General features: G+C 65.8%; 26 protein-coding genes and 1 riboswitch. Of the genes, 22 read left to right on the plus strand and 4 right to left on the minus strand.

Features of this window, described 5'->3' with window-relative positions; genetic code table 11:
• The first annotated feature begins 38 nt into the window (after positions 1 to 38).
• Positions 39 to 1,247, plus strand: coding sequence for a signal recognition particle-docking protein FtsY (gene ftsY / locus ACFVYC_RS02845; RefSeq protein WP_387546320.1), 1,209 nt, complete (start codon positions 39 to 41; stop codon positions 1,245 to 1,247).
• On the opposite strand, the gene ACFVYC_RS02850 is transcribed toward ftsY, so the two are convergent.
• Positions 1,244 to 2,500 carry an MFS transporter gene (locus tag ACFVYC_RS02850; RefSeq protein WP_387546322.1) on the minus strand — a complete coding sequence of 419 codons (1,257 nt, stop codon included), beginning with the start codon at positions 2,498 to 2,500 and terminating at the stop codon, positions 1,244 to 1,246. The two genes, ftsY and ACFVYC_RS02850, sit on opposite strands and share 4 nt — an antisense overlap.
• Before the next feature lie 225 nt (positions 2,501 to 2,725).
• Here ACFVYC_RS02850 and ACFVYC_RS02855 point away from each other — a divergent pair, with 225 nt between their 5' ends.
• Positions 2,726 to 4,087: an ammonium transporter gene (locus ACFVYC_RS02855; protein ID WP_387546323.1), complete on the plus strand. Its 1,362-nt coding sequence runs from the start codon at positions 2,726 to 2,728 to the stop codon at positions 4,085 to 4,087.
• The gene (locus ACFVYC_RS02860) at positions 4,084 to 4,422 is read left to right on the plus strand and encodes a P-II family nitrogen regulator (protein ID WP_255768384.1); all 339 of its coding nucleotides are present in this window, start codon (positions 4,084 to 4,086) and stop codon (positions 4,420 to 4,422) included. The genes ACFVYC_RS02855 and ACFVYC_RS02860 overlap by 4 nt, the downstream gene beginning before the upstream one ends.
• A 118-nt stretch (positions 4,423 to 4,540) precedes the next feature.
• Here ACFVYC_RS02860 and ACFVYC_RS02865 read toward each other — a convergent pair whose 3' ends face one another.
• Positions 4,541 to 5,944, minus strand: a complete 1,404-nt coding sequence (locus tag ACFVYC_RS02865; RefSeq protein ID WP_387546325.1) for a glucose-6-phosphate dehydrogenase — start codon at positions 5,942 to 5,944, stop codon at positions 4,541 to 4,543.
• 84 nt (positions 5,945 to 6,028) lie between these two features.
• Here ACFVYC_RS02865 and ffh point away from each other — a divergent pair, with 84 nt between their 5' ends.
• Positions 6,029 to 7,612 carry a signal recognition particle protein gene (gene ffh / locus ACFVYC_RS02870; protein ID WP_387546327.1) on the plus strand — a complete coding sequence of 528 codons (1,584 nt, stop codon included), beginning with the start codon at positions 6,029 to 6,031 and terminating at the stop codon, positions 7,610 to 7,612.
• 103 nt (positions 7,613 to 7,715) lie between these two features.
• Positions 7,716 to 8,450 carry an alpha/beta fold hydrolase gene (locus tag ACFVYC_RS02875; protein ID WP_387546330.1) on the plus strand — a complete coding sequence of 245 codons (735 nt, stop codon included), beginning with the start codon at positions 7,716 to 7,718 and terminating at the stop codon, positions 8,448 to 8,450.
• A gap of 4 nt (positions 8,451 to 8,454) precedes the next feature.
• On the opposite strand, the gene thiC is transcribed toward ACFVYC_RS02875, so the two are convergent.
• The gene (thiC, locus tag ACFVYC_RS02880) at positions 8,455 to 10,239 is read right to left on the minus strand and encodes a phosphomethylpyrimidine synthase ThiC (protein ID WP_387547112.1); all 1,785 of its coding nucleotides are present in this window, start codon (positions 10,237 to 10,239) and stop codon (positions 8,455 to 8,457) included.
• 31 nt (positions 10,240 to 10,270) lie between these two features.
• A riboswitch (TPP riboswitch) is annotated at positions 10,271 to 10,378 on the minus strand.
• Between the two features lie 97 nt (positions 10,379 to 10,475).
• Between thiC and ACFVYC_RS02885 the strand changes: the two genes are divergently transcribed.
• The 17 genes from ACFVYC_RS02885 to ACFVYC_RS02965 all read left to right on the plus strand — a co-directional run bounded on the left by ACFVYC_RS02885 (position 10,476) and on the right by ACFVYC_RS02965 (position 23,913).
• Positions 10,476 to 11,558 carry an amidohydrolase family protein gene (locus ACFVYC_RS02885; RefSeq protein WP_387546331.1) on the plus strand — a complete coding sequence of 361 codons (1,083 nt, stop codon included), beginning with the start codon at positions 10,476 to 10,478 and terminating at the stop codon, positions 11,556 to 11,558.
• A gap of 110 nt (positions 11,559 to 11,668) precedes the next feature.
• Positions 11,669 to 12,544 carry a VOC family protein gene (locus ACFVYC_RS02890; protein ID WP_387546334.1) on the plus strand — a complete coding sequence of 292 codons (876 nt, stop codon included), beginning with the start codon at positions 11,669 to 11,671 and terminating at the stop codon, positions 12,542 to 12,544.
• 152 nt (positions 12,545 to 12,696) lie between these two features.
• Positions 12,697 to 13,137 carry a hypothetical protein gene (locus tag ACFVYC_RS02895; protein ID WP_387547115.1) on the plus strand — a complete coding sequence of 147 codons (441 nt, stop codon included), beginning with the start codon at positions 12,697 to 12,699 and terminating at the stop codon, positions 13,135 to 13,137.
• Positions 13,138 to 13,356: 219 nt separating this feature from the next.
• Entirely contained in the window at positions 13,357 to 13,773 is a 417-nt protein-coding gene (gene rpsP / locus ACFVYC_RS02900; protein ID WP_104042129.1) for a 30S ribosomal protein S16, read from the plus strand.
• Position 13,774: 1 nt separating this feature from the next.
• Positions 13,775 to 14,017, plus strand: coding sequence for an RNA-binding protein (locus ACFVYC_RS02905; RefSeq protein WP_013601399.1), 243 nt, complete (start codon positions 13,775 to 13,777; stop codon positions 14,015 to 14,017).
• Between the two features lie 104 nt (positions 14,018 to 14,121).
• Complete coding sequence (gene rimM / locus ACFVYC_RS02910; RefSeq protein WP_387546336.1) at positions 14,122 to 14,667, plus strand: ribosome maturation factor RimM; 546 nt, start codon at positions 14,122 to 14,124, stop codon at positions 14,665 to 14,667.
• Positions 14,668 to 15,477 carry a tRNA (guanosine(37)-N1)-methyltransferase TrmD gene (gene trmD, locus ACFVYC_RS02915; protein ID WP_387546338.1) on the plus strand — a complete coding sequence of 270 codons (810 nt, stop codon included), beginning with the start codon at positions 14,668 to 14,670 and terminating at the stop codon, positions 15,475 to 15,477.
• Positions 15,478 to 15,738: 261 nt separating this feature from the next.
• Positions 15,739 to 16,098, plus strand: coding sequence for a 50S ribosomal protein L19 (gene rplS / locus ACFVYC_RS02920; protein WP_104042125.1), 360 nt, complete (start codon positions 15,739 to 15,741; stop codon positions 16,096 to 16,098).
• Positions 16,099 to 16,183: 85 nt separating this feature from the next.
• A complete protein-coding gene (gene lepB / locus ACFVYC_RS02925; protein ID WP_387546341.1) occupies positions 16,184 to 16,861 on the plus strand; it encodes a signal peptidase I in 678 nt (225 codons plus the stop codon).
• On the plus strand, positions 16,862 to 17,704 hold the full coding sequence (gene lepB / locus ACFVYC_RS02930; RefSeq protein ID WP_387546343.1) for a signal peptidase I: 843 nt from the start codon (positions 16,862 to 16,864) through the stop codon (positions 17,702 to 17,704).
• Positions 17,705 to 17,706: 2 nt separating this feature from the next.
• The gene (locus ACFVYC_RS02935; protein WP_387546345.1) at positions 17,707 to 18,519 is read left to right on the plus strand and encodes a ribonuclease HII; all 813 of its coding nucleotides are present in this window, start codon (positions 17,707 to 17,709) and stop codon (positions 18,517 to 18,519) included.
• 52 nt (positions 18,520 to 18,571) lie between these two features.
• On the plus strand, positions 18,572 to 18,898 hold the full coding sequence (locus ACFVYC_RS02940) for a DUF2469 domain-containing protein (protein WP_013601392.1): 327 nt from the start codon (positions 18,572 to 18,574) through the stop codon (positions 18,896 to 18,898).
• Positions 18,899 to 19,036: 138 nt separating this feature from the next.
• Positions 19,037 to 19,393, plus strand: a complete 357-nt coding sequence (locus ACFVYC_RS02945; RefSeq protein ID WP_104042119.1) for a YraN family protein — start codon at positions 19,037 to 19,039, stop codon at positions 19,391 to 19,393.
• The gene (locus tag ACFVYC_RS02950) at positions 19,394 to 20,938 is read left to right on the plus strand and encodes a YifB family Mg chelatase-like AAA ATPase (RefSeq protein WP_387546348.1); all 1,545 of its coding nucleotides are present in this window, start codon (positions 19,394 to 19,396) and stop codon (positions 20,936 to 20,938) included.
• The gene (dprA, locus tag ACFVYC_RS02955; protein WP_387546350.1) at positions 20,935 to 22,134 is read left to right on the plus strand and encodes a DNA-processing protein DprA; all 1,200 of its coding nucleotides are present in this window, start codon (positions 20,935 to 20,937) and stop codon (positions 22,132 to 22,134) included. The genes ACFVYC_RS02950 and dprA overlap by 4 nt, the downstream gene beginning before the upstream one ends.
• An 87-nt stretch (positions 22,135 to 22,221) precedes the next feature.
• Positions 22,222 to 23,148 (plus strand): tyrosine recombinase XerC, encoded by a 927-nt coding sequence (locus ACFVYC_RS02960; RefSeq protein ID WP_387546352.1) that lies wholly within the window; start codon positions 22,222 to 22,224, stop codon positions 23,146 to 23,148.
• 261 nt (positions 23,149 to 23,409) lie between these two features.
• On the plus strand, positions 23,410 to 23,913 hold the full coding sequence (locus ACFVYC_RS02965) for a DUF3145 domain-containing protein (RefSeq protein WP_104042113.1): 504 nt from the start codon (positions 23,410 to 23,412) through the stop codon (positions 23,911 to 23,913).
• Positions 23,914 to 24,065: 152 nt separating this feature from the next.
• On the opposite strand, the gene ACFVYC_RS02970 is transcribed toward ACFVYC_RS02965, so the two are convergent.
• The gene (locus ACFVYC_RS02970) at positions 24,066 to 25,301 is read right to left on the minus strand and encodes a beta-ketoacyl-[acyl-carrier-protein] synthase family protein (protein WP_387546356.1); all 1,236 of its coding nucleotides are present in this window, start codon (positions 25,299 to 25,301) and stop codon (positions 24,066 to 24,068) included.
• Positions 25,302 to 25,501: the final 200 nt, after the last annotated feature.

Here is a 25,501-nt window from a genome sequence, read left to right on the forward strand (position 1 = left end):
CGCCCATGACGTCCGCTGCGTTATGAGAAGCTAGGGGAGTGAATGACATCCTCCCCATAATTTTGTCCATTGTTGCTGCCTTGGCGGTTATTGGCGGGCTGATTCCGGTCCTGCTCAAGACGCGGAAAAACATCAACCAGTACCCGGGCACCCGGGATGCCAACGATCCCGACCTGCGTCAGGGCGGCAGCACAGCCGTCCAGGACAGGCCTGCCGAGGAGACTGACCGCCGGTCACCGGACGGCGTGGACCTGGAGGGGCTGGACACCACCACCGTTCCCGACGATGCCGCCGGACTGGAAGTCATTTCGGTGGAGACGCCGATGCCCGTGGCGGGCAGGCTTGTCCGCCTGCGCGAACGGCTGGTCCGCTCCAACAACGTGATGGGCAAGGGACTCCTGGCCCTGCTTTCCAGTGACAGGATCGACGAAAACGTCTGGGACGAAGTTGAGGAAACCCTCCTTCTGGCGGACCTTGGCACCGAACCCACCATGCAGCTCGTGGACGCACTTCGGGAGCGCGTCAAGGTGCTGGGCACCCGCACACCAGAGCAGGTCAAGGCGCTGCTCCGCGAGGAACTCATCAAGCTCGTCGATCCCTCCATGGACCGCACCCTGAATGTCCAGCGCCACGCTGACAGGCCCGCCGTCATGATGGTGGTAGGCGTCAACGGTGTCGGCAAAACCACCACTGTTGGCAAGCTCGCGCGCGTGCTGGTGGCGGAGGACAAGGACGTCATCCTTGGGGCCGCGGACACGTTCCGTGCTGCCGCCGCTGAGCAGTTGGCAACCTGGGGCCAGCGCGTAGGTGTTCCCACCGTGAAGTCGGACATCCACGGCGCGGACCCGGCTTCAGTGGCCTACGAGGCTGTGAAGGCCGGCATTGACCAGGAAGTCGACGTGGTGATGATCGACACCGCCGGCCGCCTCCAGAACAAGGTCGGGCTCATGGATGAGCTGGGCAAGGTCAAGCGCGTGGTGGAAAAGCTGGCAGAGGTGGACGAGGTCCTCCTGGTGCTCGATGCAACCACCGGCCAGAACGGCCTGAACCAGGCCCGCGTGTTCTCTGAGGTGGTCAACATCACGGGCATCGTGCTGACGAAGCTGGACGGCACGGCCAAGGGCGGCATCGTCGTCGCCATCCAGAAGAGCCTGGGCGTTCCGGTCAAGCTGATCGGACTGGGTGAAGGCGCTGATGACCTGGCCCCGTTCGAGGCTGAAGCGTTTGTGGACGCCCTGCTGAACTAGCGCCCGTCGGCTGTCCTCAGCCCGGTCCGGAGGGTTTCGCGGGTGCCCAGCCAGGTGCAGGCTGCAACCAGCATGATGCCGCCGGTAACGCCGAACGCCCAGCCATAACCGAGCCGGTCCGCGAGCACGCCTGCCAGCACGGGCCCAACGATCGCCCCGACGTCGGACGTCATCTGGTAGACCGCCAGGACCTTGCCGCCGGACCGCCCGTTGCCGATCACATCGGCGACGGCGGCCTGCTGGGCGGGTCCGAATAATCCGGAGCCGACGCCGGCCAGCGCCGAGGCTGCCAGGAACCAGGCCAGTTCGCCGGCGAAGCCGATACCGGCCGTGGACGCCGCCGCCACGAGCAGGCCCGAGATCATCATGGGCTTGCGCCCCACGCTGTCCGCCAGGCGGCCCGAGACGGTCAGTGCCACGGCGTTGCCGGCGGCGAAGACCGCGAGGGCCAGCCCCGCGGCCTCGGGTCCGGCTCCGAAGGCAGCCGCCGCAAACAGGGGAACGGTGGCCATGCGGACGCCGAAGGCCGCCCAGCCGTTGGCGAAGCTGGACATCAGGGCGGCGCGGTACGCTCCCGTGGCCAGGGCCTCGCCAAGCTTCATCGCCGGGTCGCGCTGCTGCTCCCCGGCAGGTCCGCGGCGTTCGTGGCTCAGCTGCGTCTGGACCACCACCGCGGCCACCACCAGGGCTGCGGCATAGGCCAGGAATGGTATCCGGAGGCCAAAACCTGCCAGCAGCCCGCCCACGATCGGCCCGCAGACATTACCAATGAGGAACGCCGACGCGTACGCTCCGGACACCCTGCCGCGGCTCTCAGGGGGTGCCAACCGGATCACCAGCGCCATGGAGGCCACGGTGAACATGACCGAGCCTGCGCCGCCGAGCCCCCGGAAGAGCAGCAATTGCCAGTAATCCCGGGCGAATGCGCAGGCCGCAGTGGAGAGGGCAACGATCAGCAGCCCGGCCACGTAGACGGGACGTTCGCCCAGCCTGCCGATCAAACTTCCGCCCGCCGGTGCGAACACCAGCCGCATGAACGCGAAGATGGCAACAATCACGGACGCTTCCGTGTTGCCCACCCCGAACGTCGTGGCAAACTGCGGCAATACGGGCGCAACAAGCCCGAATCCCAGCGCAATCAGGAACGCCGCGGCCAGCATCACCTTAATGTCCCGGGGAAGCCGTTCCTTTTGCGGCCGGAGGCGGGCCAGGATCCTTGATGTGGCGCCGCTCACGCGGGGTGCTGCCGTCATGGTGCGCAAATCCTTGCAGTCTGGGGTGCCGGGTGCCGGCGGAAACTATGAAACACAACCGTAACAAGCGCGATATGCACCATTTACTTCCTAGAGGTTGTTGTAACAGGCCGGCAATCTAAATCCTCCGTGGGCGAAACACGGCGCGGACAAACTCGTTACAGGACGCAAAAGGCGTTGGCAGGCGGAGGACTCCGCATTACTCGACCAGAGAGGACGTGCGCCATGGAACTTACCCCAGGTCACGTATGGATCATGGTGTCGGCAGCCCTCGTGCTGCTGATGACGCCGGGTCTGGCATTTTTCTACGGCGGCATGACCCGCGCCAAGGCCGCATTGAACATGATGATGATGAGTTTCATCTCCATCGGCATGGTGGGCGTTGTCTGGGTCCTCTGGGGCGCCTCGATGAGCTCCGGTGAAGGATTCCTCCAGATCGTCGGCAACCCGTTCGCCACCTTCGGCCTCGAAGGCATCGACACTCCTGACGGACTGATCAAGGTTGGCTACGCTGCCACCTTCGCCATCATCACCGTCGCACTGATCAGTGGCGCCATCGCGGACCGGGCAAAGTTCGGCGCCTGGAGCGTCTTCGTCCCCGTTTGGGTCACCCTGGTTTACTGCCCCCTGGCCTACATGGTCTGGGGCGGCGGCCTGTTCGGTCCCGAAGGCGCAGTAGGCCAGGCACTCGGCCCGGCCATCGACTTCGCCGGCGGCACCGTGGTCCACATCAACGCCGGCGTGGCCGCACTGGTGCTCGTGCTCATCATCGGCAACCGCAAGGGCTTCGGCAAGGATCCCAACCACCGCCCGCACAACATCCCGTTCGTGATGCTCGGCGCAGCCATGCTGTGGTTCGGCTGGTTCGGCTTCAACGGTGGCGCCGCCACCACCGCAGAGCAGGGCGGCCTGATCTGGGTCAACACCCTCGCAGCACCTGCCGCCGCAATGCTCGGCTGGCTCGTCACCGAACGCATCCGCGACGGCCACCCCACTTCCCTCGGTGCAGCATCCGGTGTGGTTGCCGGCCTGGTGGCCATCACCCCCGCCTGCGCCAACGTCAGCCCCGTCGGTGCCCTTGGCCTCGGCGTGGTGGCCGGTGTAGCCTCCGCTCTGGCAGTGGGACTGAAGTTCCGCTGGGGCTTCGATGACTCGCTCGACGTTGTCGGCGTCCACCTCGTCTCCGGCATCATCGGCACCGTGGCCCTCGGCTTCATCGCACTGCCCACCGATGGCGTGGGCGGCGGACTCTTCTACGGCGGCGGCATGGCCCAGATGTGGGCGCAGCTTGCGGCAGCCGGCATCGCCATTGCCTACTCCGCAATCCTGACCGCGATCATCGCCCTGGCCATCCACAAGACCATGGGCTTCCGGGTCTCGCAGGAACAGGAAACGGTGGGTGTGGACCTCAGCCTGCACGCCGAGACCGCCTACGAGTTCGGTGTTGGCGGACACGGCGGAAGCTTCCAGCCGCTGCACGACATGATCACGGGCAAAACCCAGCCGGAGGCCGCGCAGGCTTCTGAAGCGACCGGGGACGCCCAAAAGACCGCATCAGCAACAGGCAAGGAAAGCGTGGGGGCATGAAACTGATCACCGCAATCGTCAGGCCGGAGAAGCTCGAAGCCATCCGGGAAGGGCTGGAGGCCTACGGTGTGCAGGGCCTGACGGTCAGCGCGGCCAGCGGCTACGGCCGGCAGCGCGGCTACACCGAGGTTTACCGCGGGGCCGAGTACAACGTCGATCTGCTGCCGAAGATCCGGGTGGAAGTCCTGGCCACTGACGAGCAGGCCGACGACATCCTGGATGTCATCATCGCCAGCTCGAACACCGGCCGGGCCGGAGACGGCAAAGTCTGGACCGTGGATGTCTTTGAGGCAGTGCGGGTCCGGACCGGGGAACGGGGAGTCGCCGCCATCTAGGCGGACGCCACCGAGCAACAGTCACAGCAGAGCGGGCAGGAAACCGGTAGGTTTCCTGCCCGCTCTGCCGTTTGCCCTGTCAGCCGGGGATACCCGCCCGCTACTTCGGCATCCGGCCCTACCCGGCCCGCGCGGTACCGGACCATTCCGCCGGCCCCGACGTTCCGGCGTCGTACTCCTCCAGCGGGACTGTACCCTCTTGCCACGCCTTGAGCACCGGCTCGACAATCCGCCAGCAGTCTTCTGCCGTGTCGCCCCGGACGGAGAGCAGCGGATCGCCGGCCAGCACGCCCTCCAGGACTTCACCGTAGGGCAGGAGCTCGGAGGCGCTGAGCTCCGCTTCCAGGGTGATCCGGCTGAGGCTGAGGATTTCGCCGGGACCGTTGACATCAACGTCGAACTCGAGCGTGTCCGGCCCGAAGCCGATCCTTAGCTGGTTCGGTGAGTCCACGCCCGTGAAGCCCTGGGGAAGGTGGGGGACCGGCCTGAACGTCACCACGGCCTCCTTGCGCCTGGCACCCATGGCTTTGCCGGACCGCAGGATGAACGGAACACCCTTCCAGCGCCAGTTATCGATCCCCACCTGGATCTGTGCGAGGGTTTCGGTGCCCCGCGACGCATCGACGCCGTCTTCCCTGGCGTAGTCGGGCACTTCCTTCCCCGCCACCGTCCCGGAGGTGTAGCGCGCCCTCCGGGTGGAAGCCGTGTAGGGGGCGCCCACGCTGCTTGCACGCAGGACCGTGGAAACGGCGTCGCGCAGATTCCGTTCACTGATGCTCGACGGCGGCTCCATCGCCATCAGGGCCATGATCTGGAGCAGGTGGCTCTGGATCATGTCGCGGAGTGCACCGGCGCCGTCGTAGTAGCGGGCCCTGCCCTCCAGCGCGAGGTCCTCATCGAAGATGATCTCCACCTTCTCCACGTGCTGGCGGTTCCACACGGGCTCCAGGAAGTTGTTGGCGAAACGAAGACCCAGGATGTTCAGCACCGTGGCTTTGCCCAGAAAATGGTCAACCCGGTGGATATGGTCCTCCGGTACCAGCCGCACCAGGGTCCGGTTGAGCGAACGGGCCGATTCCTCGCTGGAACCGAAGGGCTTTTCCATGACCAGCCGCGTGCCGGGCGGAACCTGTTCAGGCCGGAGGGCCTCGCAGGCGAGTTGGCTGATCCGGGGCGGCAGTGCGAAGTAGACGGCCACGGGACCTTCGAGGGTGGCCAGCAATGAGGCCAGCGCGCCGTCGGCCGTGACATCCAGCTGGTGGTAAACCGTTTCCTTCTCGAGTTCCTCCAGCGCCCGCAAGCCGTCGGAGCCGGCCGACTCAGCGGACGCCGCGAAGGACGTTTGGACCCTTTCCCGCCACTGTTCCGGGGTCCAAAGATCGGAGCCTGCCCCGACGAGCCTGAGCCCCGCCGCGCGGCCCTTGGCAACAAGGCGCGCCAGGCCGGGCAGGAGCAGCCGGCCGGTCAGGTCGCCGGAAGCGCCCAGGATGAGCAGGGTTTTTATTGTTGGTTGGCTCGTCATTTTGCCAGCATGCCACCTTGCGGGCCCGACTTGGTACCCTAGATAGTCGAGTCCCGATCATCCACTGAAAGAAGTGCACGGCGCGTGTTCAATTCACTCTCTGACCGGTTGACAGCAACCTTCAAGAATCTCCGCGGCAAGGGCCGCCTCACTGAGGCGGACGTTGACGCCACAGTCCGCGAGATCCGCCGCGCCCTCCTGGACGCCGACGTTGCCGTTCCCGTTGTCCGTGAATTCACGGCCCGCGTGCGCGAACGTGCCCTGGGTGCCGAAGTTTCCGGTGCGCTGAACCCCAGCCAGCAAATCGTCAAGATCGTCAACGAGGAACTGGTGGAGATCCTCGGCGGCGAAACGCGCCGGATCCGGCTGGCCAAGAACGGTCCCACCATCATCATGCTGGCCGGCCTCCAGGGTGCAGGTAAAACCACCCTCGCCGGCAAGCTGTCCAAGTGGCTGAAGGCCCAGGGCCACAGCCCCATGCTGGTGGCCTGTGACCTGCAGCGCCCCAACGCCGTCACCCAGCTTCAGGTGGTTGGCGAACGGGCCAAGGTCCCGGTCTTCGCCCCCCACCCCGGAGCCACGTCTTCAGAACTCGAGCACCCTGCCGGGGATCCGGTAGAGGTTGCCCGCGCCGGTGTTGAGGAAGCCCGCCAGAAACTCCACGACGTCGTTATCGTGGACACCGCAGGCCGCCTTGGCGTCGATGCGGACATGATGGAGCAGGCACGGCAGATCCGCCGCACCATCGTGCCCAACGAGGTCCTGTTCGTCATCGACTCGATGATCGGCCAGGACGCCGTGAACACGGCGCTCGCCTTCGATGAGGGCGTCAACTTCACCGGCATTGTGCTGTCCAAGCTCGACGGCGACGCCCGCGGCGGTGCCGCCCTCTCGGTCGCGTCGGTCACCGGCAAGCCCGTCATGTTTGCGTCCACCGGCGAAGGCCTGGACGACTTCGAGCTCTTCCACCCGGACCGGATGGCGTCCCGCATCCTGGACATGGGTGACGTCCTCACGCTCATCGAGCAGGCCGAGAAGTCCTGGGACAAGGACGAAGCCGCCCGGATGGCGAAGAAGTTCGCCGACCAGGAGGACTTCACCCTTGACGACTTCCTGGCGCAGATGCAGCAGATCCGCAACATGGGCTCCATGAAGAAGATGCTCATGATGATGCCGGGTGCGCAGAACATCCGCCAGCAGCTCGAGCAGTTCGATGAGCGCGAGATTGACCGCGTGGAAGCGATCGTCCGGTCCATGACGCCGCACGAGCGGGTGGCTCCCAAAATCATCAACGGTTCTCGCCGGGCCCGCATCGCCCGCGGTTCGGGTGTGCACGTCTCCGAGGTCAACGGCCTCCTGGAGCGTTTCGCACAGGCACAGAAGATGATGAAGAAGATGGCGCAGGGCGGAATGCCGGGCATGCCTGGGATGCCGGGAATGCCCGGTGCAGGCGGCGGCGCCCGGAAGAACGCCAAGAACGCACCGAAGAAAAAAGCCAAGTCGGGTAACCCCGCAAAGGCTGCCCAGGAGCGCAAGGACGCCGAAGCCCGCCGTGCGAATGCCGCCAAGGCGCTGCCCACCGGGGCGTCCTTCGGCCAGCAGGCAGGCGACTTCGATCCTTCGCAACTGAACCTGCCCAAGGGCTTCGACAAGTTCCTCGGCCAGTAGCCCAAGTTCCCAACCAGGTAGCGCCAAGTGACGTTTTGACGGTTCATAACGACACTTGGCGCTACTCCGTTGGGATGTCAGTACCGTGGAATAGGGTTGGGTCATGTTCAAGCAGAGGGTAGTGTTCGTGCACGGCGCCGGAAGCTTCGGCTCCGCGGCCTGGCCGCGCCAGCACGGCATGGCACTGTCCTACGACGCTCTCTTCCTGCGGCGTCACGGATTTGATGCTGTGGCCGAGCCGGTCGAATCCTCCTTCGAGGAGGACGCCGCCATCGTGTTGCGGTCCCTTGCCGACGACGGCCGCGGCGCCGCAGGCGGGCATGTCGTGGCGCACTCGCAGGGCGCCATCGCAGCCATGATGGCCGCCGTTGAACGGCCGGACCTGGTCTTTTCGCTGACACTGGTGGAACCCGCCTGCCTGTCGCTCACCGCCGAACTCCCGGCCACGGCAGCCCACATCGGCCTCATGCGGCCCCTGTTCGACGTCCGGCACCAAATGAGCGACCAGGACTTCCAGCGTGAGTTTGTGCGGCGCGTCTACGCCACGGACCTGCAGCAGCCGGCCACTGCGGAGGAGAAGCGTTCCGCCCGGCGGCTCCGGCTTCAGGCCCCCTCCTGGGAGGCCCCGCTGCACATAGTTCCGGGCGTCCCCACCCTTGTCCTGACCGGGGGATGGGAGCCGCTCTATGAGGAGATTGCCGGTTACCTGCGGGAAACCGGCGCCCTGCACCGCACGGCGGCGGGAGGGCACCGGCCCCACGACTCCCGCGAAGGGGACCGGATCATCCGCTCCTTCCTCAGTGACGTCAGCCGGGTCCAGTCAGCACGGGCCTCTTAGCGCCTCAGCCCGTGGCGACGCGCGGTTCCGGAAGGTAGACCTTGCCGCCGGCGGCCAGGAATTCCTGGCTCTTGCCCCTCATGCCGGAGGCCATCGCCGCCAGGGCCGCCTGCGATTCCGCTGAACCGTACTCGTCCCGGATATCCTGGCTGATCCTCATGGAACAGAATTTGGGACCGCACATGGAGCAGAAATGCGCGGTCTTGGCAGGTTCCGCCGGGAGGGTTTCGTCGTGGAAGGCCTCGGCCGTCACCGGATCCAGGGACAAAGCGAATTGGTCCCGCCAGCGGAACTCGAAGCGCGCCTTGGATAATGCATCATCACGTTCGTGCGCGCCCGGATGGCCCTTGGCGAGGTCTGCCGCGTGCGCGGCGATCTTGTACGTAATCACCCCGGTTTTGACGTCGTCCTTGTTCGGCAGCCCGAGATGTTCCTTGGGGGTGACGTAGCAGAGCATCGCGGTGCCGTAGCGGGCGATCTCCGTGGCGCCGATGGCCGAAGTGATGTGGTCATACCCCGGCGCCACGTCGGTAACGAGCGGCCCCAGCGTGTAGAACGGCGCGCCCTTGCACAGCTCCTGCTGGCGTTCCACGTTTTCCCGGACCAGGTGGAACGGAATGTGGCCGGGGCCCTCCACCATCACCTGCACGTCGTATTCCCAGGCACGCTGCGTCAGCTCGGCCAGTGTGTCCAGCTCGGCGAACTGCGCGGCATCGTTGGCGTCCGCCGTTGCCCCCGGACGCAGCCCGTCGCCGAGTGAAAACGCGACGTCGTACCTGGCGAAGATTTCGCAGAGCTCATCGAAGTGTGTGTAAAGGAAATTTTCCCGATGATGCGCGAGGCACCAGCCGGCCATGATCGACCCGCCGCGGGACACGATGCCAGTCACCCGGTTCGCGGTCAGGGGAACGTACCGGAGCAGGACGCCGGCGTGGATGGTCATGTAGTCCACGCCCTGTTCGCACTGTTCCATGACTGTGTCGCGGAAGATTTCCCACGTCAGCGCATTTGCTTCGCCGTTGACCTTTTCAAGGGCCTGGTAGATGGGGACGGTGCCGATCGGAACCGGCGAGTTGCGGATGATCCATTCCCTGGTGGTGTGGATGTCATCGCCCGTGGAAAGGTCCATCACAGTGTCGGCACCCCACGAGGTGGCCCATTGCAGCTTGTCCACCTCTTCGGCGATGGAACTGGTGACTGCCGAGTTGCCGATGTTGGCGTTGATCTTCACCAGGAAGGCCTTGCCGATGATCATTGGCTCGGATTCAGGGTGGTTGATGTTGTTGGGGATGATGGCCCGGCCTGCCGCCAGTTCGCTCCGCACCAGCTCCACGTCGCAGTTTTCGCGCAACGCCACGAACCGCATTTCCGGTGTGATGACGCCCTGCCGGGCGTAGTGCATCTGAGTCACTGTCTTGCCTTCGACGGCGCGGCGGGGCGTCGGCCGTGCGCCCTTCCACTCAGCGCTGGCAGCCCCGCGGCGGACTGCGGAGCGGCCGTCGTCGAGCAGGTTCCGTCCACGGCCGCCGTAGGATTCCGTATCCCCACGGGCGGCTATCCATTCCGACCGGAAAGGGGCGAGGCCACGAACGGGGTCGCTGCCCGGTCCGGCCGTGCGATAGGTACGGAAGGGGCCGTTGGCCTCACCGTTGAGCGAGGGCTCCAGGGCTATCTCGGTGACGGGCACCCTGATGCCTGACTGCGCGTCCTCGATGAAAGCCAGCGAGTGTGACTTCAGGGACTGGGTGACAGGTTGCTGGTCCTGGCCGTCTGCCGCGCCGGACTGCATTTGGGCAGGGCTCAGCTGTTCATTTGGTGCACTCAAGGAATACTTCACTTCCTTCGCCGGCATTACCCGGACAGGTTCAACGGTCGCAGGCTGCCTCAGCCCGATCTCAGCCCCTGCAGGGGCACCCGTGTGGTCACAACGAAGCTACCACAACCCCCGGCGGACGTGGAGGACGCAGCGGGACACTGCCACGTCGGGTGGTGCTAGCCTGTCCGGGCGGGAGAGAGGCAAAATCCATGGCACAAATCATCCAGTTCACAGGGACGGTCCTGACCGGGCCGGACAGCGAGGAGCGCGGGCTCTGGTCCGTCGACGGCAGGCTCACGTTCCACCGGCCGGCCGGGGAACCGGACACGATCCTGGACGGCTGGGTGCTGCCGGGGTTCGTTGACGCCCACTGCCATATCGGCCTGGGGCCCGGCGGCGCAGTGGACTCGGCTACGGCGGAGGAACAGGCCCGGACCGACCTGAACGCGGGCACACTGCTGGTGCGGGACGCCGGTTCCCCCGCGGACACCCGCTTCCTGCAGGACAGCAGGAATGCCCCGGTGCTGATCCGCGCCGGCAGGCATGTCGCCAGGACCCGCCGGTACCTCCGGGGCTTCGCTGAGGAAGTGGAACCGGACGGTTTGGTGGAAGCCGTCCGGAAGCAGGCACGCGACGGCGACGGCTGGGTCAAGCTCGTGGGGGACTGGATCGACCGCGACGCCGGTGACCTCGCGGCGTCGTTCCCTGCCGCCGTCGTCAGGGACGCCGTCCAGGCGGTGCACGACGAAGGCGCCCGGATCACCGCCCATTGCTTCGCCGAAGACACGCTGGACCAGATGCTGGACGCCGGCATCGACTGCATCGAACACGCCACCGGCCTCCTGCCACGGCACCTCCCGCGGTTTGCGGAGCAAGGCGTTCCCATTGTGCCCACCCTGATCAACATCGCAACGTTCCCGGACATCGCCGTCCAGGCAGAGAACAAGTTTCCCCGGTACGCCGCACACATGCGCGCCTTGTGGGAGCGCCGGGCAGAGCGGGTGCTGGAGGCGTACGAAGCAGGGGTGACAATTTACGCCGGTACCGATGCCGGCAGCGTCATCCGTCATGGCAGGATCGCGGATGAAATCCTTGCCCTCCACAGGGCCGGCCTGCCGATTGCCGCCGCCCTTGACGCCGCCAGTTGGGCCGCCCGGAAGTGGTTGGGGGTGGAATGCCTGCAGGAGGGGGCCCGCGCCGACGTTGTGCTGTGCCGGGAGGATCCGCGGAAGGTGCCGGAAACAATCAGCGGGCTGGCACACGTAGTGCTGGGAGGCAGCGTCATCCGCTGACGCCGGCCATGGGACTGACTTTGCTGCACTTGGAATAAATTGAAGCTTCAAGTAATTTTATTAGTCATAGGCCCCCAACCCCGAAGGGCCCCAGCACCGGGAGTTCCCACATGACTGCAGAAGCCACCAGCCAGGACCTTCTCCCCGCCGATCTCGCTATGGGCACCGTGATGCTCAAGGTCGGCGACATGAAGGTCATGACCGATTACTACCAGCGCGCCCTCGGACTTGAGGTGGTCGCCGAGCAGGACGGCGGACTCTACCTCGGCCGCCTCCGTAAGCCTTTGGTCCACCTCGCCCCCGCTCCCGGGCTGGACCTCCCGGGCAGGGGAGAGGCAGGTCTCTTCCACACCGCGCTGCTTTTTGAGAACCAGACAGACCTCGCCGCCACCGTCGCCACCGCTGCCCGGTTTGAACCCGGCTCTTTCACTGGCAGCGCCGACCACCTCGTCAGCGAAGCCTTCTACTTCAATGACCCCGAAGGCAACGGCATCGAACTCTACTGGGACCGGCCGCGGAGCAACTGGTCCTGGAATGGCACGGACGTGGTCATGGACAGCCTGGCCCTGCCGCCGCAGCGCTACCTGGAACAGCACCTCACCGAGGAATCCCTTGAGCGCCAGCGCGCAAGCGTGGCGGGGGTGGGCCATGTCCACCTCCAGGTGGGCGATGTCCAGTTGGCCCGTGACTTCTATGTAGGAATCCTCGGGTTTGAAAAGACCGCCGGCTGGCATGGGCAGGCACTGTTCGTCTCGGCCGGCCGCTACCACCACCACATGGCCATGAATGTCTGGAACAGCCGTGGTGCGGGCCCCCGCAAGGACACGCTCGGCCTGGGCGAAGTGCTCATCGAGGTGCCGTCGGGAGACCACGTGGGGGCGCTCGCGGACCGGCTGAAAGTTGCCGGGCTGCCGGCGCACCACACCGGCGCGGAACTGCAGTTCGAGGATCCCTGGCGCAACCGGATCCGGGTAGCTGTCCGCTGAAGCCGGCGCCCCCGGGCCGGGGGCCTGCCGCCCGGACTGCTGTGCGGCCGGCCCGGATAGTGGCGGGCCGTGTACTAGGCTGAAGCCGAACGGCCGGGGCGGCGGGTGCCGCCTGCGTGGGCCGCACCGTCGACGGAATGAGGGCAATTCCCATGGGCTTCACCGAAATCTTTGTGGCCACCCACGACGGCGCGCTGAAGCGCGCCGGAATCCTGGACCAGGGGGGAAGCGCGCCTGCCGGCGACGCCGTGAGGATCCAGGGAATCAGCGATTTCGAAGTGGAACAGCTCGGTGACCTCGCCGGCACCGCCGTGCATGCCGGAGGAGCCGACTACGAGCTGACCATGGTGGATGTATCGAGCGATTCGCTCCTGGCTGTTCCAGCTGCCATGGTCCGCGCCCTGGCGGACCTGCTCTCCTATGAAACTGAGGGGGAAGGCAACGTCCTCGACGACGTTGCCGAGCAGTGGGCCGCCCAGGATGACATGCCGTTCGAAGCGGCGCAGGCGCGCGCCTATGTTCAGCACCTGGCGGAACTGGCTGCCCGAATCGACGACTCGGAACGGACCGGCCTGTACGTCTGGTCCTCCTGACTCCGGCGCCGGCGTCACCTCCGGCGTCCCTGCCGGTGGCGGCGGGCGGGGTGTCAAGTCGAAATCCGGGCGCTCATCTGGCACAATAAACAGGTACTCGATCTGCGTGGCCCCTCTCTCCGCGTCCGGATCCTGTCCTTCGAACCCGCAAGTACGGCCCGCCCCACGGGTGCAGAACGCCGGGTTCACCCCCTTTCTGAAACAGGAGTGACCACAAAAGTGGCCGTAAAGATTCGCCTTAAGCGCTTTGGCAAAATGCGCGCACCGTACTACCGCATCGTCGTCGCAGACTCACGCACCAAGCGTGACGGCCGCGCCATCGAGGAAATCGGCAAGTACCACCCCACCGAAGAGCCCTCGTACATCGAGGTTGACTCCGAGCGTGCCCAGTACTGGCTGTCCGTCGGCGCCCAGCCGTCCGAGCAGGTTGCCGCGATCCTGAAGATCACCGGTGACTGGCAGAAGTTCAAGGGCCTCCCGGGCCAGGAAGGCACCCTGAAGACCAAAGCTCCGAAGGAAGCCTTCGTTGCCCCGGAAAAGGGTTCCGTGATCATCCCGGAAGCCATCACCAAGAAGGCATCCAAGTCTGACGCAGCCGAGGCACCGGCCGAAGCAGAGACCACCGAGGCTGAGTAAATTGCTGGCAGAAGCGCTGGAACACCTGGTCCGGGGAATCGTTGATTCCCCGGATGACGTCAAGGTCAGCTCGAAGAGCAACCGCCGCGGGGACACCCTCGAGGTGCGGGTCCACCAGGACGACCTCGGACGGGTGATCGGCCGCCAGGGCCGCACGGCACGCGCATTGCGCACCGTTGTGGCAGCCCTGGCCGGCGGCGAACCGGTGAGGGTCGACGTCGTCGACACCGACCGCCGCCGCTGAGCGCTCAGCAACATCAGTTCTTGCTCCGGCCCCTCCACCAACGGTGGAGGGGCCGGAGTGCTTTCACCAGATCACCGCCAACCACACCCAAGACAGAGGAACACATGCAGCTCCAGGTGGCACGAATCGGCAAACCCCACGGCATCCGCGGGGAAGTTACCGTCCAGGTCCTGACCGACGCCCCTGGGGACCGGTTTGTGCCGGGCACTGAATTTGTGGTTGAACCGGCGTCCGCAGGCCCGCTCACTGTGAGCAGCGCCCGCTGGAACAAGGACATCCTCCTGCTGGGCTTCGAGTCTATTGAGACCCGCAACGAAGCGGAGACCCTCCGCGGAGCCAAGCTCTTCATCGAGACCGAAGAGCTGGACGAGGACGACGACGAGGGCTGGTACGAGCATGAACTCGTTGGCCTTGAAGCCCGGGTGGGCTCCCGCGTGGTGGGTAAGGTTTCTGCGCTGAACACCATGCCTGTGCAGGACCTGCTGATGGTCACCACACCGGACGGGGAAGAGATCCTGATCCCCTTCGTTGAGCAGATCGTGCCCGAGGTCAACATCGAGGAAGGGTTCATACTCCTCACCCCGCCGGACGGGCTGTTCGAGGTCAACGCGGACCAGGACGCCGCGCCGGAAACTGAAGGCAAAGCCTAAATGCGGATCGACGTCGTCAGCATTTTTCCCGAGTACCTCGCCCCTCTGGAACTGTCGCTGATCGGCAAGGCGCGCCAGGACGGGCTGCTGGACCTTCGCGTCCACGACCTCCGCGCCTTCACCACCGATAAACACCGCACGGTGGATGACACGCCTTACGGCGGGGGTGCCGGAATGGTGATGAAACCTGAGCCGTGGGCGCAGGCTCTCTCCTCGATTGCCGCGGACCGTGCTGAAGATGCGGGCAAGCCGGTCCTGATCGTTCCGTCGCCGGCGGGGGAGCGGTTTACGCAGGCCCTCGCCTACGAACTGGCCGAGGAGGAGCACCTCACTTTTGCCTGCGGCCGCTACGAGGGTATCGATGAGCGGGTCATCGAATGGTCCCGCGAGCACTTCACCGTCCGCCCCGTCAGCCTGGGCGACTATGTCCTGAACGGCGGGGAAGTGGCCGTGCTGGCCATGGTCGAAGCCATCGGCAGGCTCTTGCCGGGCGTCGTGGGCAACCCCGAGTCGCTGGTGGAGGAGTCCCATTCCGACGGGCTGCTCGAGTACCCCGTGTACACGAAGCCTTCTGTCTGGCGGGATCGTGAGGTTCCGGCCGTGCTCCTCAGCGGCAACCACGGAAAAATTGCGCAGTGGCGCCGCAGCGAACAGTACCGCCGGACTGCGGAGCGGCGCCCGGACCTGCTCGAAACGTTCGACGCCGGAAAGCTGCCGCGTGCCGACCGCACCGCCCTGCAGGACCTGGGGTACGACGTCGTCGACGGCCGGCTGCTGCGCAGGGACGCACCGGGGGAACGGAAGAGCTGACCCGGCCGCAGGTTCCACCGGGAGGCGCCGGCGATTGGCTGTACGTGGCTGACTATGGCAAAATTAGTCCTTGTGTCTGCTGGGTCCGCACCTGCCACAGGGGGAGCGTTACCAACAGCTAAGGCAACCGCCCTCTTCAATCAGTGAAAGAGGACGGACCACTTACCTTTCGGCAGTAATTTCCGGTAGCGCTGTCAGCGTCCGGGCTTGGCTGCCGTGACCCAAAGTGAATGACCTGTGGCGTTCACCAGGAGTGCAATCATGCATATTCTCGATTCCGTAGATGCAGCTTCGCTGCGCACCGATGTTCCCCAGTTCCGCGCGGGTGACACCCTCAAGGTTCACGTGAACATCATCGAAGGCAAGAACTCCCGCGTCCAGGTATTCCAGGGCTTCGTCCTGGGCCGCCAGGGTGACGGCATCCGCGAGACCTTCACGGTCCGCAAGGTTTCCTTCGGCGTCGGCGTGGAGCGTACCTTCCCGGTACACTCCCCGATCATCGACAAGATCGAGCTCGTCACCAAGGGTGACGTGCGCCGCGCCAAGCTTTACTACATGCGTGCACTGCGCGGTAAGGCTGCGAAGATCAAGGAAAAGCGCGACTTCAGCACCGCCAAGTAAGTCCTCAACAGACCTACAAAGGCAGGGCCGCGGCCGTATCCGGCCAGCGCCGGAGCCCAAGCACCAGCGCCCAGGATACGGACTTATGGACCAGACAAAACGCCAGCCCCGAAAAATGGGCTGGCGTTTTGTTTTCCTTGCCTTTGTCCTGGCCATCGCAGTCAGCGGCCTGGTTCGTTCGCTGTGGCTCGATGTCTACTTCATCCCATCTGAGTCCATGGAACCGGTCCTTGAAGGCGGGGACCGCATCCTGGTGTCCCGGACCGACTTCCGGGCCGAACCCATCCGCCGGGGCGACATCGTGGTTTTCGACGGCCGGGGAACCTTCGCGCCGCTCAACGGCGGCAAGGGTCCGCTGGTGGATGCCGCGTCCGCGATCACCCATTGGCTTGGTCTGACCGGCAGTGACACCACCTATGTAAAGCGGGTCATCGGCTTGTCAGGGGACACCGTGGTCTGCTGCGGGGCCGACGGCAGGATCACCGTCAACGGACAGCCGCTGGATGAGCCCTACATCTTTCCCGGAGACGCCCCCAGCACCCAAAAGTTCAGTGCCGAGGTGCCGGACGGCCGGCTGTGGCTGCTGGGTGACCACCGGTCGCTGTCCGCCGATTCCCGGAGCCTGCTTGGCGCTCCCGGCGGGGGAATGGTGCCTGTAGGCCGTGTGATCGGCAGGCCGGTCCAGATCATCTGGCCCCTTGATAGATTTGCTGAAGTACCTCGGCCGCCAGCGGCAGGACCCTTAACAGAGAACGGACAGTAGATGCCCGAGAACCACGCGCGGACACCCGAACCGCGTCCCGACGGAGCTTCGGATTCCCGGGCCGGCGACGCCGCGCATGCAGCCGCACCTGAGCCAGCCGCCGCGGGTGGGGAAGCACCCGCTCCCGAACAGGCGGGCAGCCGCGCCGCGGCGAAGGCCGGCGCGAAGTCCGGCGGAAGCCACGTGGTTGCCTGGCTGAAGGAAATCGCCACAGTGGTGGTGATCGCCGTCGTGCTTTCCTTCCTTATTAAGACCTTCCTGTTCCGGGCGTTCTTTATCCCCTCAGAGTCCATGGTCAACACCTTGGACATCGATGACCGGATCTTCGTTAACCTTTTGGTGCCCGAACCCTTCTCGCTGAGCCGCGGCGACGTTGTGGTTTTCCGCGACACCAAGGGCTGGCTCCCGGCTGCTCCCGAGAAAACTGATGGTCCCTTCACCTGGGTCCAGGACGGCCTGACCTTTGTGGGCCTCCTGCCGGACAACTCTGAGCAGCACCTGGTCAAGAGGGTTATCGGGTTGCCCGGGGACCACGTGGTCTGCTGCGATACCGGCGGTAAACTGACCATTAACGGGACCGCCATTGACGAAAGCTACGTCAACGCCGCTGAGGTCCCGCAGGTCCGCAACTTCGATGTGACTGTCCCCGAAGGCAAGGTGTGGGTGATGGGCGATAACCGGAACCATTCGGCTGACTCAAGGGCGCACATGGATTCCGACGGCGGATTTATCGACGTTGCCGACCTCGAAGGCAAAGCAGCCGTCATCGCCTGGCCGCTGAGCCGGATCACGGCCCTGGACAACTATCCGGATGTGTTCCGGAGCATACCGGCGGCGCCCTGACCATGTCTTCCGCAGTTCAGGCCGGCAAGGCCGGCACCGGAAAGGGACGGACCGGTTCCACGAAGGTGGCCGGCCGCCCGGCCAAGGCGCCCACGTTGCGGCACGAACGTACGTTCAAAGCCCAGGGGGCGCGGCTCGTTGCCGGCGTGGACGAGGTGGGACGGGGTGCCCTGGCCGGTCCAGTGAGCGTCGGCATCGCGGTAGTGGACCTGGAGCGCCAAAGGCCGCTGGCCGGCGTGAGGGACAGCAAGCTCCTGAGCCCCGCCGAACGCGAACGGCTGGAGCCGCTGGTCCGCCGGTGGAGTGTTGCGTCCGCGGTAGGACACGCGTCGGCACAGGAAATCGACAACATCGGTATCATCGCAGCGCTGCGCCTGGCCGGAACCCGGGCATGGCAGGAGATACTCGATGCGGGAGTCACCCCGGACCTGGTGCTCCTGGACGGCAGCCACAACTGGCTTTCGCCCGCCGACCAGCTGTCGCTTTTTGACGAGCCGGTGCCAGAGGCGGGTTGCGACGCCCCCGTGCACACCAAGATCAAGGCCGACATGCAATGCCTGAGCGTGGCCGCCGCCAGCGTCATCGCCAAGGTGGAGCGGGACAGGATGATGCGGGAGCTGCACGTCGAGTACCCGGACTTCGGATGGGACATTAACAAGGGCTACGCCACCGTTCTGCACCGGGACGTCCTCCGCGCGGCGGGTCCCACGCCCTACCACCGCGTAAGCTGGCGACTGCTCGGCGGTGAACTGCTCGACGGCGGGATCGTGGCCGGGGACGAAGCAGCAACGGAGGAAGCCGGCATCGAGGACTGACTCTGGCCGGGTGCGGGCACCAGCGGCACCGGACATGGTGCAAGATGGAACCATGAGTGCTGAGGACCTTGAAAACTATGAGACCGACATGGAGCTGCAGCTCTACCGTGAATACCGCGACGTCGTCGGACTGTTCAGCTACGTTGTCGAGACCGAGCGGCGCTTCTACCTTGCCAACCACGTCGACCTGCAGGCCCGCAGCGCCGACGGCGAGGTCTACTTCGACCTGACCCTGCAGGACGCCTGGGTGTGGGACGTTTACCGGTCGGCCCGGTTCGTCAAAAGCGTCCGGGTCCTCACGTTCAAGGACGTCAACGTGGAGGAGCTTCCGCGCAACGAGGAACTGGCCCTGCCCAAGGACGTTGACCTGGGCCAGTAGTTCCTTACGGACTGTTCTCTCCTCATTGCCGCCGGCCTGAACCGCCGACTCTTCCTGCACAGGGGCCCGAGTACACATACGGCATGAGCTCCCTTACCTCCGCAACCCTGCTGCCGCAGGCTGGTTGCGGAGGTAGAAATGAAATCAAAAGACCTGTTGGGCCGGCACGGCGAGGACCTCGCGGTTGGCTATCTTGAGTCCCTTGGCATGCTCGTGGTGGAGCGTAACTGGCGGTGCACCGAGGGCGAAATCGACATTGTGGCCCTTGACGGCGACGCCCTGGTTATTGCCGAGGTAAAGACACGCCGTTCGCTCGACTACGGCCACCCCTTCGAAGCGGTAGGCCCGGAGAAGCTCGCACGCCTGCACCGGCTGGGTTCCGCCTGGTGCCGGGACCGGGAGTTACGCATGCCGCTGCGGCGGGTGGACGTGATCGCAGTTGTGGACGACGGCGTTGGCGAACCCCTGGTGGAGCACCTTAAGGGGGTGGGGTGAGTGGCCCTGGGAAGAACCTACTCCATTGCCCTGGTGGGCTTGAACGGGTACGTCGTGGAGGTCGAGGCCGATATTGGCCAGACACTGCCGGCCTTTGTACTTCTCGGGCTGCCGGACGCTTCTTTGAATGAGGCGAAGGAACGCATCCGTTCGGCCGCCAAGAACTCCGGGATTCCGCTGAGCCGGCGGAAGATCACTGCGAACCTTATCCCGGCTTCCCTTCCCAAACGCGGGTCGGGTTTCGACCTGGCTGTCACCATGTCCGTGCTCCGTGCCGCGAATGACATCAAGCCCACCGGTAACATCGTGTTCATTGCCGAACTGGGGCTGGACGGCAGGTTGCGCCCGGTCCGCGGCATTCTTCCTGCTGTTATGGCGTCCGTGCAGGCCGGGTACCCGGACATAGTGGTGGCGCAGGCGAACCTGGCGGAGGCCGCCCTGGTGCCTGGTGCCAATGTCAGGGGATACCGTACTTTGGCCCGGCTGGCACTGGATTTCGGCGCGGACCCGCAGGAACTCGCGCTGGACTTCGAACCGGAGGACCCTGCGCATTCCTGCGATGGCGCGGAGGAAGCCGGGGTATACCCGGACATGGCAGATGTCTCCGGCCAGGGTGACGCCCGGAGGGCCCTCGAAGTGGCAGCCGCTGGAGCGCATCATCTGCTCCTTACGGGACCTCCCGGCGCCGGAAAGACGATGCTGGCAGAGCGGCTTCCCGGGCTGCTGCCGGACCTGGCGGACCATGAGGCCATGGAAGTCACCGCCATCCACTCGCTCTGCGGATTGCCGTCGACGTCGGTCCAGCTGCTGCGGCGGCCGCCCTTTGAAAGTCCGCACCACTCGGCGACGGCCGCCGCCATCATCGGTGGCGGCTCTGGCCTCCCGAGGCCGGGAGCCGCCTCCCGCGCCCACCGCGGCGTCCTGTTCCTTGACGAGGCGCCGGAGTACGAGCGCCGTGTGCTGGATGCACTCCGCCAGCCACTGGAGAGCGGTGAGCTGGTAATTCACCGCTCCGCGGGGACCGCCGCCTATCCGGCCCGTTTCCAGCTGGTGCTGGCAGCAAATCCGTGCCCCTGCGGCAAGGCATCCGGTAAGGGGCTGGACTGTACCTGCACTCCCATCATGCGCAGGCGATACCTGGCCAGGATGTCCGGGCCGCTGCTGGACCGGGTGGACATCCAGCTTCAGGTGGAGCGCGTGTCCCTGGCCGAGTTTGGTCAGGCAGGTGCGGAGGAGGACACGGCTTCCGTGGCCGCCCGCGTCCGGAATGCCCGTGTGCGGCAGCGTGATCGGTTGGCGCCCTTCGGCCTGGAAACGAATTCGCAGGTGCCGGGCCGGGTGCTGCGCGGAGAGCTCCGGCTGCCTCCCACCGCTACCCGCATCCTGGACCATTCACTGGAGCGTGGTGTCCTCACTGCACGTGGCTACGACCGTGTACTGCGCCTGGCGTGGACGCTGGCAGACCTGGGGCACAGGGAGAGACCCGACATAAACGATATTGGGCAGGCCCTGGGCCTGCGGCAGGCAGCGGCGGTGGCCGCATGAATGAGACTGCAGTGGAAGCGGAAAGGCTTACCCGCGCTGCGCTGGCCCGGCTCATGGAGCCCCAGGACGCCGCGGGCCTGGCACTCGTGCAGGTATGCGGAGCTGTGGACGCCCTTCGAATAGCCACAGGCAAGGTTGCGGCCGGGCCCGAGGTGGAACGGGAAATTACCGCGGTGCTCGGGGACAGCGGTTCTGCCACCAGCTGGGCAGGGATGGCCGCGTCGTTGAAACGCTGGCAGCCCCGGATTCCAGACCTCGCTCCCGAGCGGGACCTGGCCACCATGGCGCGGCTTGGCGGCAGGTTGATTATCCCCTCGGACGAGTTATGGCCGCTGCAGCTGGCGGACCTTGGCATCCAGGAACCGCTCTGCCTGTGGTGGCGGGGACATGAGCAGCCCCTTCCCCGCCTGGACAAGTGCATCGCACTGGTGGGTTCCCGGGACAGCACGAGCTATGGCGCCTCGGTGACCGGTGACATGGCGTACTCGCTGGCGCAGCGCGGCCTGACAGTTGTGTCCGGCGGCGCCTACGGCATCGATGCGCATGCCCACCGCGCCGCTCTGGCCGGAGGTTCCGGTGCCCTGCCCACCATCGCCGTGATGGCCGGGGGAGTGGACCGCTTCTACCCCTCGGGCAATGAAGACCTGCTCCGCGCGGTCTGCAACCAGGGTGCCGTGATCGCGGAAGTTCCGCCCGGGTCGGCACCCACCCGCTACCGGTTCCTCCAGCGGAACAGGCTGATCGCTGCCCTGTCTGCTGTGACCGTCGTGGTAGAAGCCCGGTGGCGGTCCGGGGCCCTCAACACCGCCCACCATGCCGAAACGCTCGGCCGGGCTGTCGGTGCTGTCCCCGGTTCCGTCCACAGCGCCAACTCGGCCGGATGCCACCGGCTTTTGCGTGACGGCGGCGCTGTCTGCGTCACTGATGCCGCAGAAGTTGCTGAACTTGCGGCGCCCAGCGGAGCCGGGCTTCCGGAGCCCCGGCAAGGTGGAGCGGAGGTTCAGGACGGACTGACGCTCGAAGACCTGATCCTCCTGGACGCGCTGCCGCTTCGCTCCACTACATCAGTCGAGAAGCTGTGTTCCGTGGCAGGCTTGAGCCAGGACTCCGTCCGCGCTGGCCTGGGGAGGCTCGGGCTGCTCGGGCTGGCGGTGTCCGAAAGGGGCGGCTGGAAGCGTGGTAAGGGAACGGGTTGACCGGCCGGCGGCTGGCTGTAATGCGCTGCGGGCAGGGCGTGCCGTGTCTGTCATCTGATCCGCGGCAACACCTGCGAAAGTAGGAGGGTGGAAAACGAGGAACTACCGCGGGAGCTGAGCCAGGCCGCGGATGCCTTTTCGAAGTACCTGTCGGGGGAGCGGGCGGTGTCCGCCCACACCTTGCGGGCGTATATGGGGGACCTGCGAAGCCTCCTGGCCCACGCCGCATCCGAAGGTGCCACCCGGCTGGAAGACCTTGAGCTCGGAATGCTGCGGCGGTGGTTGGGAGCACAGAGCCAGGCGGGCGTCGCCCGCTCCACCCTTGCCCGCCGGGCAGCCACCGCCCGTGCCTTTACAGCGTGGGCGTTGAGGGAAGAGCGCCTTGGCTCCGACCCGTCATTGCGGCTCAAGGCTCCCAAACGGGAACGCACTTTGCCCGGAGTCCTGCAGGCACAGCAGCTGACGCGGCTGCTGGCGAGCCTGGAGGAAGCCGCTGCAGGAGGTGCTCCGCTGCCCGTTCGAAACCGGTCCATCGTCGAACTTCTCTACGCTACGGGCATCCGCGTCGGCGAGCTGGCAGGGCTCGATGTCGACGACCTGGACCCGGACCGCCGCACCCTGCGTGTCATCGGAAAAGGCAACAAGGAACGCACCGTTCCGTATGGCGTCCCGGCGGCGCTGGCCCTGGACGACTGGCTGCGGCGGGGCCGGCCGCTGCTGGCCCGGGATAACAGCGGCACGGCCCTCTTCCTCGGCTCCAGGGGCGGCAGGGTAGACCAGCGGCAGGTCCGGGAGCTTGTTAACAGACTTCTCGAGGCCCTGGGCGACACTTCTGCATCAGGACCGCACGCACTGCGCCATTCGGCAGCGACCCATCTGCTGGATGGGGGCGCTGACCTCCGTGCCGTCCAGGAGATCCTGGGCCACAGCAGCCTTGCGACCACGCAGATCTACACGCATGTATCGGTGGACCGCCTGCGGCAAAGCTACCAGCAGGCGCACCCCCGGGCCTGATCCGGCCTGTCACAGCGCTTGTACCGTAATAGCGAATCGCACTGGCGTAATTACGCGGCGTACGGCACAATAAGAGTCACGTCCGGCAACTTTCAAGTCCCGCTTGAAGCTCCCTTGCTTCGTGCTGACCCGCAAGTCCGGACATTGCTTAATCTGAACAACTGAATATCTTGCGGGGAGCAGTTCCGCTGAGCAGCGCGCAGCAGTTCCATCCAGGCAGAGGTCGTTGGGGAAGACGTACCTAGAGCTATGGAGGATGGAATGTCTGTTGCAATGACCCGCGGTGTGCTGTTTGTTCACTCAGCCCCTACTGCTTTGTGCCCTCATGTTGAGTGGGCCATCGGCTCCGTCGTGGATAAGCGTACGGATCTTGAGTGGACTCCCCAACCTGCTGCGCCCGGAATGTTCCGGGCTGAGCTTTCCTGGACGGGCGCCCCCGGGACAGGCGCACAGTTGGCCTCGTCACTCCGGGGCTGGGCGCACCTTCGGTATGAGGTCACCGAGGAACCGAGCCAGGGTGTAGACGGCGGCCGGTGGTCGCACACGCCGGAACTGGGCATCTTCCATGCCGTCACGGATGTCCACGGCAACATAATGGTTTCCGAAGACAGGATCCGTTACGCCTACGAGTCGGGCGCAGGGGATCCCGCCGCGGTCTACCACGAGCTGTCCCTGGCTCTTGGCGAGGCCTGGGATGAGGAGCTGGAACCCTTCCGGCATGCTGCAGAGGGCGCCCCTGTGCGCTGGCTGCACCAGGTGGGCTGAGAGGCCCAACCCAACTGCCGCCGTCGTCAGACCAGACGGCACAGCCCTGCAGGAAGGAAAAAAGTAGGACGCACTCTCCATAGCAGAACAGGAGGCCCCGCCAGCCGGCGGGGCCTCCTGTTTGTGTACGGGCGGAAAGCCCGGGAAAGGAACTAAACGCTGCGGACAGCCACCACGGCGTTGTGCCCACCGAAACCGAAGGAGTTGCTCAGGGCCACGATGTTGCCTGCGGGCAGGTCGCGGGCGGAGGTGACCACGTCGAGCGGGATCTCCGGATCCTGGTTCTCGAGGTTGATCGTGACCGGCGCCTTCCGGTCGTAGACGGCAAGTACGGTGAGTACAGCTTCCACGGCACCGGAAGCACCCAGGAGGTGCCCCATCTGCGACTTAGTGGCGGAAACTGCGACGTTGTCGATGTGGTTGCCCAGGGCGGCGCGGAGTGCAGTGTACTCAGGCTTGTCGCCCACCGGAGTCGAGGTGGCGTGGGCGTTGACGTGGACCACGTCTTCGGCCTGGATGCGGCCATCGAACATTGCAGCCTTGAGAGCACGGGTTGCGCCGAGGCCTTCGGGGTCCGGAGCGGTGATGTGGTAGGCGTCAGCCGTGACGGACGTGCCTGCGAGTTCGCCGTAGATCCGGGCTCCACGGGCCAGTGCGTGTTCCTCGGCTTCGAGGACCAGGGCGCCGGCGCCTTCGCCCATCACAAAGCCGTCGCGGCCCAGGTCATACGGCCGGGAGGCGGCCTGCGGGTCATCGTTGCGGCGGGACAACGCCTGCATGGAAGCGAACGCTGCCAGGGGCATCGGGTGGATGGCTGCTTCGGCGCCGCCGCACATCACCACGTCCGCCTTGCCCGAGCGGATCAGGTCGAGGCCAAGGTGCAGGGCTTCGGTGCCGGAGGCGCAGGCGGAAACCGGCGTGTGGGCTCCGGCGCGTGCTCCGAGGTCCAGGCTGACAGCGGCGGCAACACCGTTGGGCATCAACATGGGAACGGTCATGGGGAGGACGCGGCGGGGGCCTTTTTCCTTCAGCGTGTCCCAGGCGTCCAGGAGGGTCCAGACTCCGCCAATGCCGGTGGCGAAAGCAACAGCCAACCGGTCCTTGTCGAACTCGGTGATGCCGGAGTCGGCCCATGCCTCACGGGCAGCGATGACGCCGAACTGCGTGGAGGGGTCCATCCGCTTGGCCTCGACCCTGCTGAGAACCTCCAGGGCAGGCGTGCTGCAGCGGGCGGCGAAGTGGACGGGAAGTTCGTACTTGGCTACCCAGTCGTCCTCCAGGGTGCGGGCACCGGAGACCCCCTTGAGCGCGTTGTTCCACATCGTGGGTACATCGCCGCCGATGGGCGTGGTGGCGCCCAGACCGGTGATGACTACTTTGCGTGTCATGGGATCACTCTTTCGTCGGTGGGGATTCCGGCTCCGGCTTTCCGGAGGGTCCCGCATATTGATGGTCGGCGCCCTTCACAGGAGGAAGGTGCCGGAAAATGCGGCGGGGGGGGCGGGCGGGCGGGCCCGCCCCCCCCCCCCCCACCCCCACAAAACCCAAAAAAAAAAAAAAGGGAGGGGAAACCCGCGGGAAGGGAAAG

This window comes from Pseudarthrobacter sp. NPDC058329, from assembly GCF_042879835.1.
Taxonomy (GTDB): Bacteria; Actinomycetota; Actinomycetes; order Actinomycetales; family Micrococcaceae; genus Arthrobacter.

Coding starts and splice junctions, on each gene's coding strand:
- ACFVYC_RS02895 (WP_387547115.1), top strand. CDS start 12,697: ATGGGCTTCACCGAAATCTTTGTGGCCACCCACGACGGCGCGCTGAAG.
- rimM (WP_387546336.1), top strand. CDS start 14,122: ATGCAGCTCCAGGTGGCACGAATCGGCAAACCCCACGGCATCCGCGGG.
- trmD (WP_387546338.1), top strand. CDS start 14,668: ATGCGGATCGACGTCGTCAGCATTTTTCCCGAGTACCTCGCCCCTCTG.
- ACFVYC_RS02965 (WP_104042113.1), top strand. CDS start 23,410: ATGTCTGTTGCAATGACCCGCGGTGTGCTGTTTGTTCACTCAGCCCCT.
- rplS (WP_104042125.1), top strand. CDS start 15,739: ATGCATATTCTCGATTCCGTAGATGCAGCTTCGCTGCGCACCGATGTT.
- ACFVYC_RS02865 (WP_387546325.1), bottom strand. CDS start 5,944: ATGACGAGCCAACCAACAATAAAAACCCTGCTCATCCTGGGCGCTTCC.
- ACFVYC_RS02875 (WP_387546330.1), top strand. CDS start 7,716: ATGTTCAAGCAGAGGGTAGTGTTCGTGCACGGCGCCGGAAGCTTCGGC.
- lepB (WP_387546341.1), top strand. CDS start 16,184: ATGGACCAGACAAAACGCCAGCCCCGAAAAATGGGCTGGCGTTTTGTT.
- ACFVYC_RS02885 (WP_387546331.1), top strand. CDS start 10,476: ATGGCACAAATCATCCAGTTCACAGGGACGGTCCTGACCGGGCCGGAC.
- ACFVYC_RS02970 (WP_387546356.1), bottom strand. CDS start 25,301: ATGACACGCAAAGTAGTCATCACCGGTCTGGGCGCCACCACGCCCATC.
- thiC (WP_387547112.1), bottom strand. CDS start 10,239: ATGCAGTCCGGCGCGGCAGACGGCCAGGACCAGCAACCTGTCACCCAG.
- ACFVYC_RS02935 (WP_387546345.1), top strand. CDS start 17,707: ATGTCTTCCGCAGTTCAGGCCGGCAAGGCCGGCACCGGAAAGGGACGG.
- ACFVYC_RS02940 (WP_013601392.1), top strand. CDS start 18,572: ATGAGTGCTGAGGACCTTGAAAACTATGAGACCGACATGGAGCTGCAG.
- ACFVYC_RS02855 (WP_387546323.1), top strand. CDS start 2,726: ATGGAACTTACCCCAGGTCACGTATGGATCATGGTGTCGGCAGCCCTC.
- ACFVYC_RS02860 (WP_255768384.1), top strand. CDS start 4,084: ATGAAACTGATCACCGCAATCGTCAGGCCGGAGAAGCTCGAAGCCATC.
- lepB (WP_387546343.1), top strand. CDS start 16,862: ATGCCCGAGAACCACGCGCGGACACCCGAACCGCGTCCCGACGGAGCT.
- ACFVYC_RS02945 (WP_104042119.1), top strand. CDS start 19,037: ATGAAATCAAAAGACCTGTTGGGCCGGCACGGCGAGGACCTCGCGGTT.
- ACFVYC_RS02850 (WP_387546322.1), bottom strand. CDS start 2,500: ATGACGGCAGCACCCCGCGTGAGCGGCGCCACATCAAGGATCCTGGCC.
- ACFVYC_RS02890 (WP_387546334.1), top strand. CDS start 11,669: ATGACTGCAGAAGCCACCAGCCAGGACCTTCTCCCCGCCGATCTCGCT.
- dprA (WP_387546350.1), top strand. CDS start 20,935: ATGAATGAGACTGCAGTGGAAGCGGAAAGGCTTACCCGCGCTGCGCTG.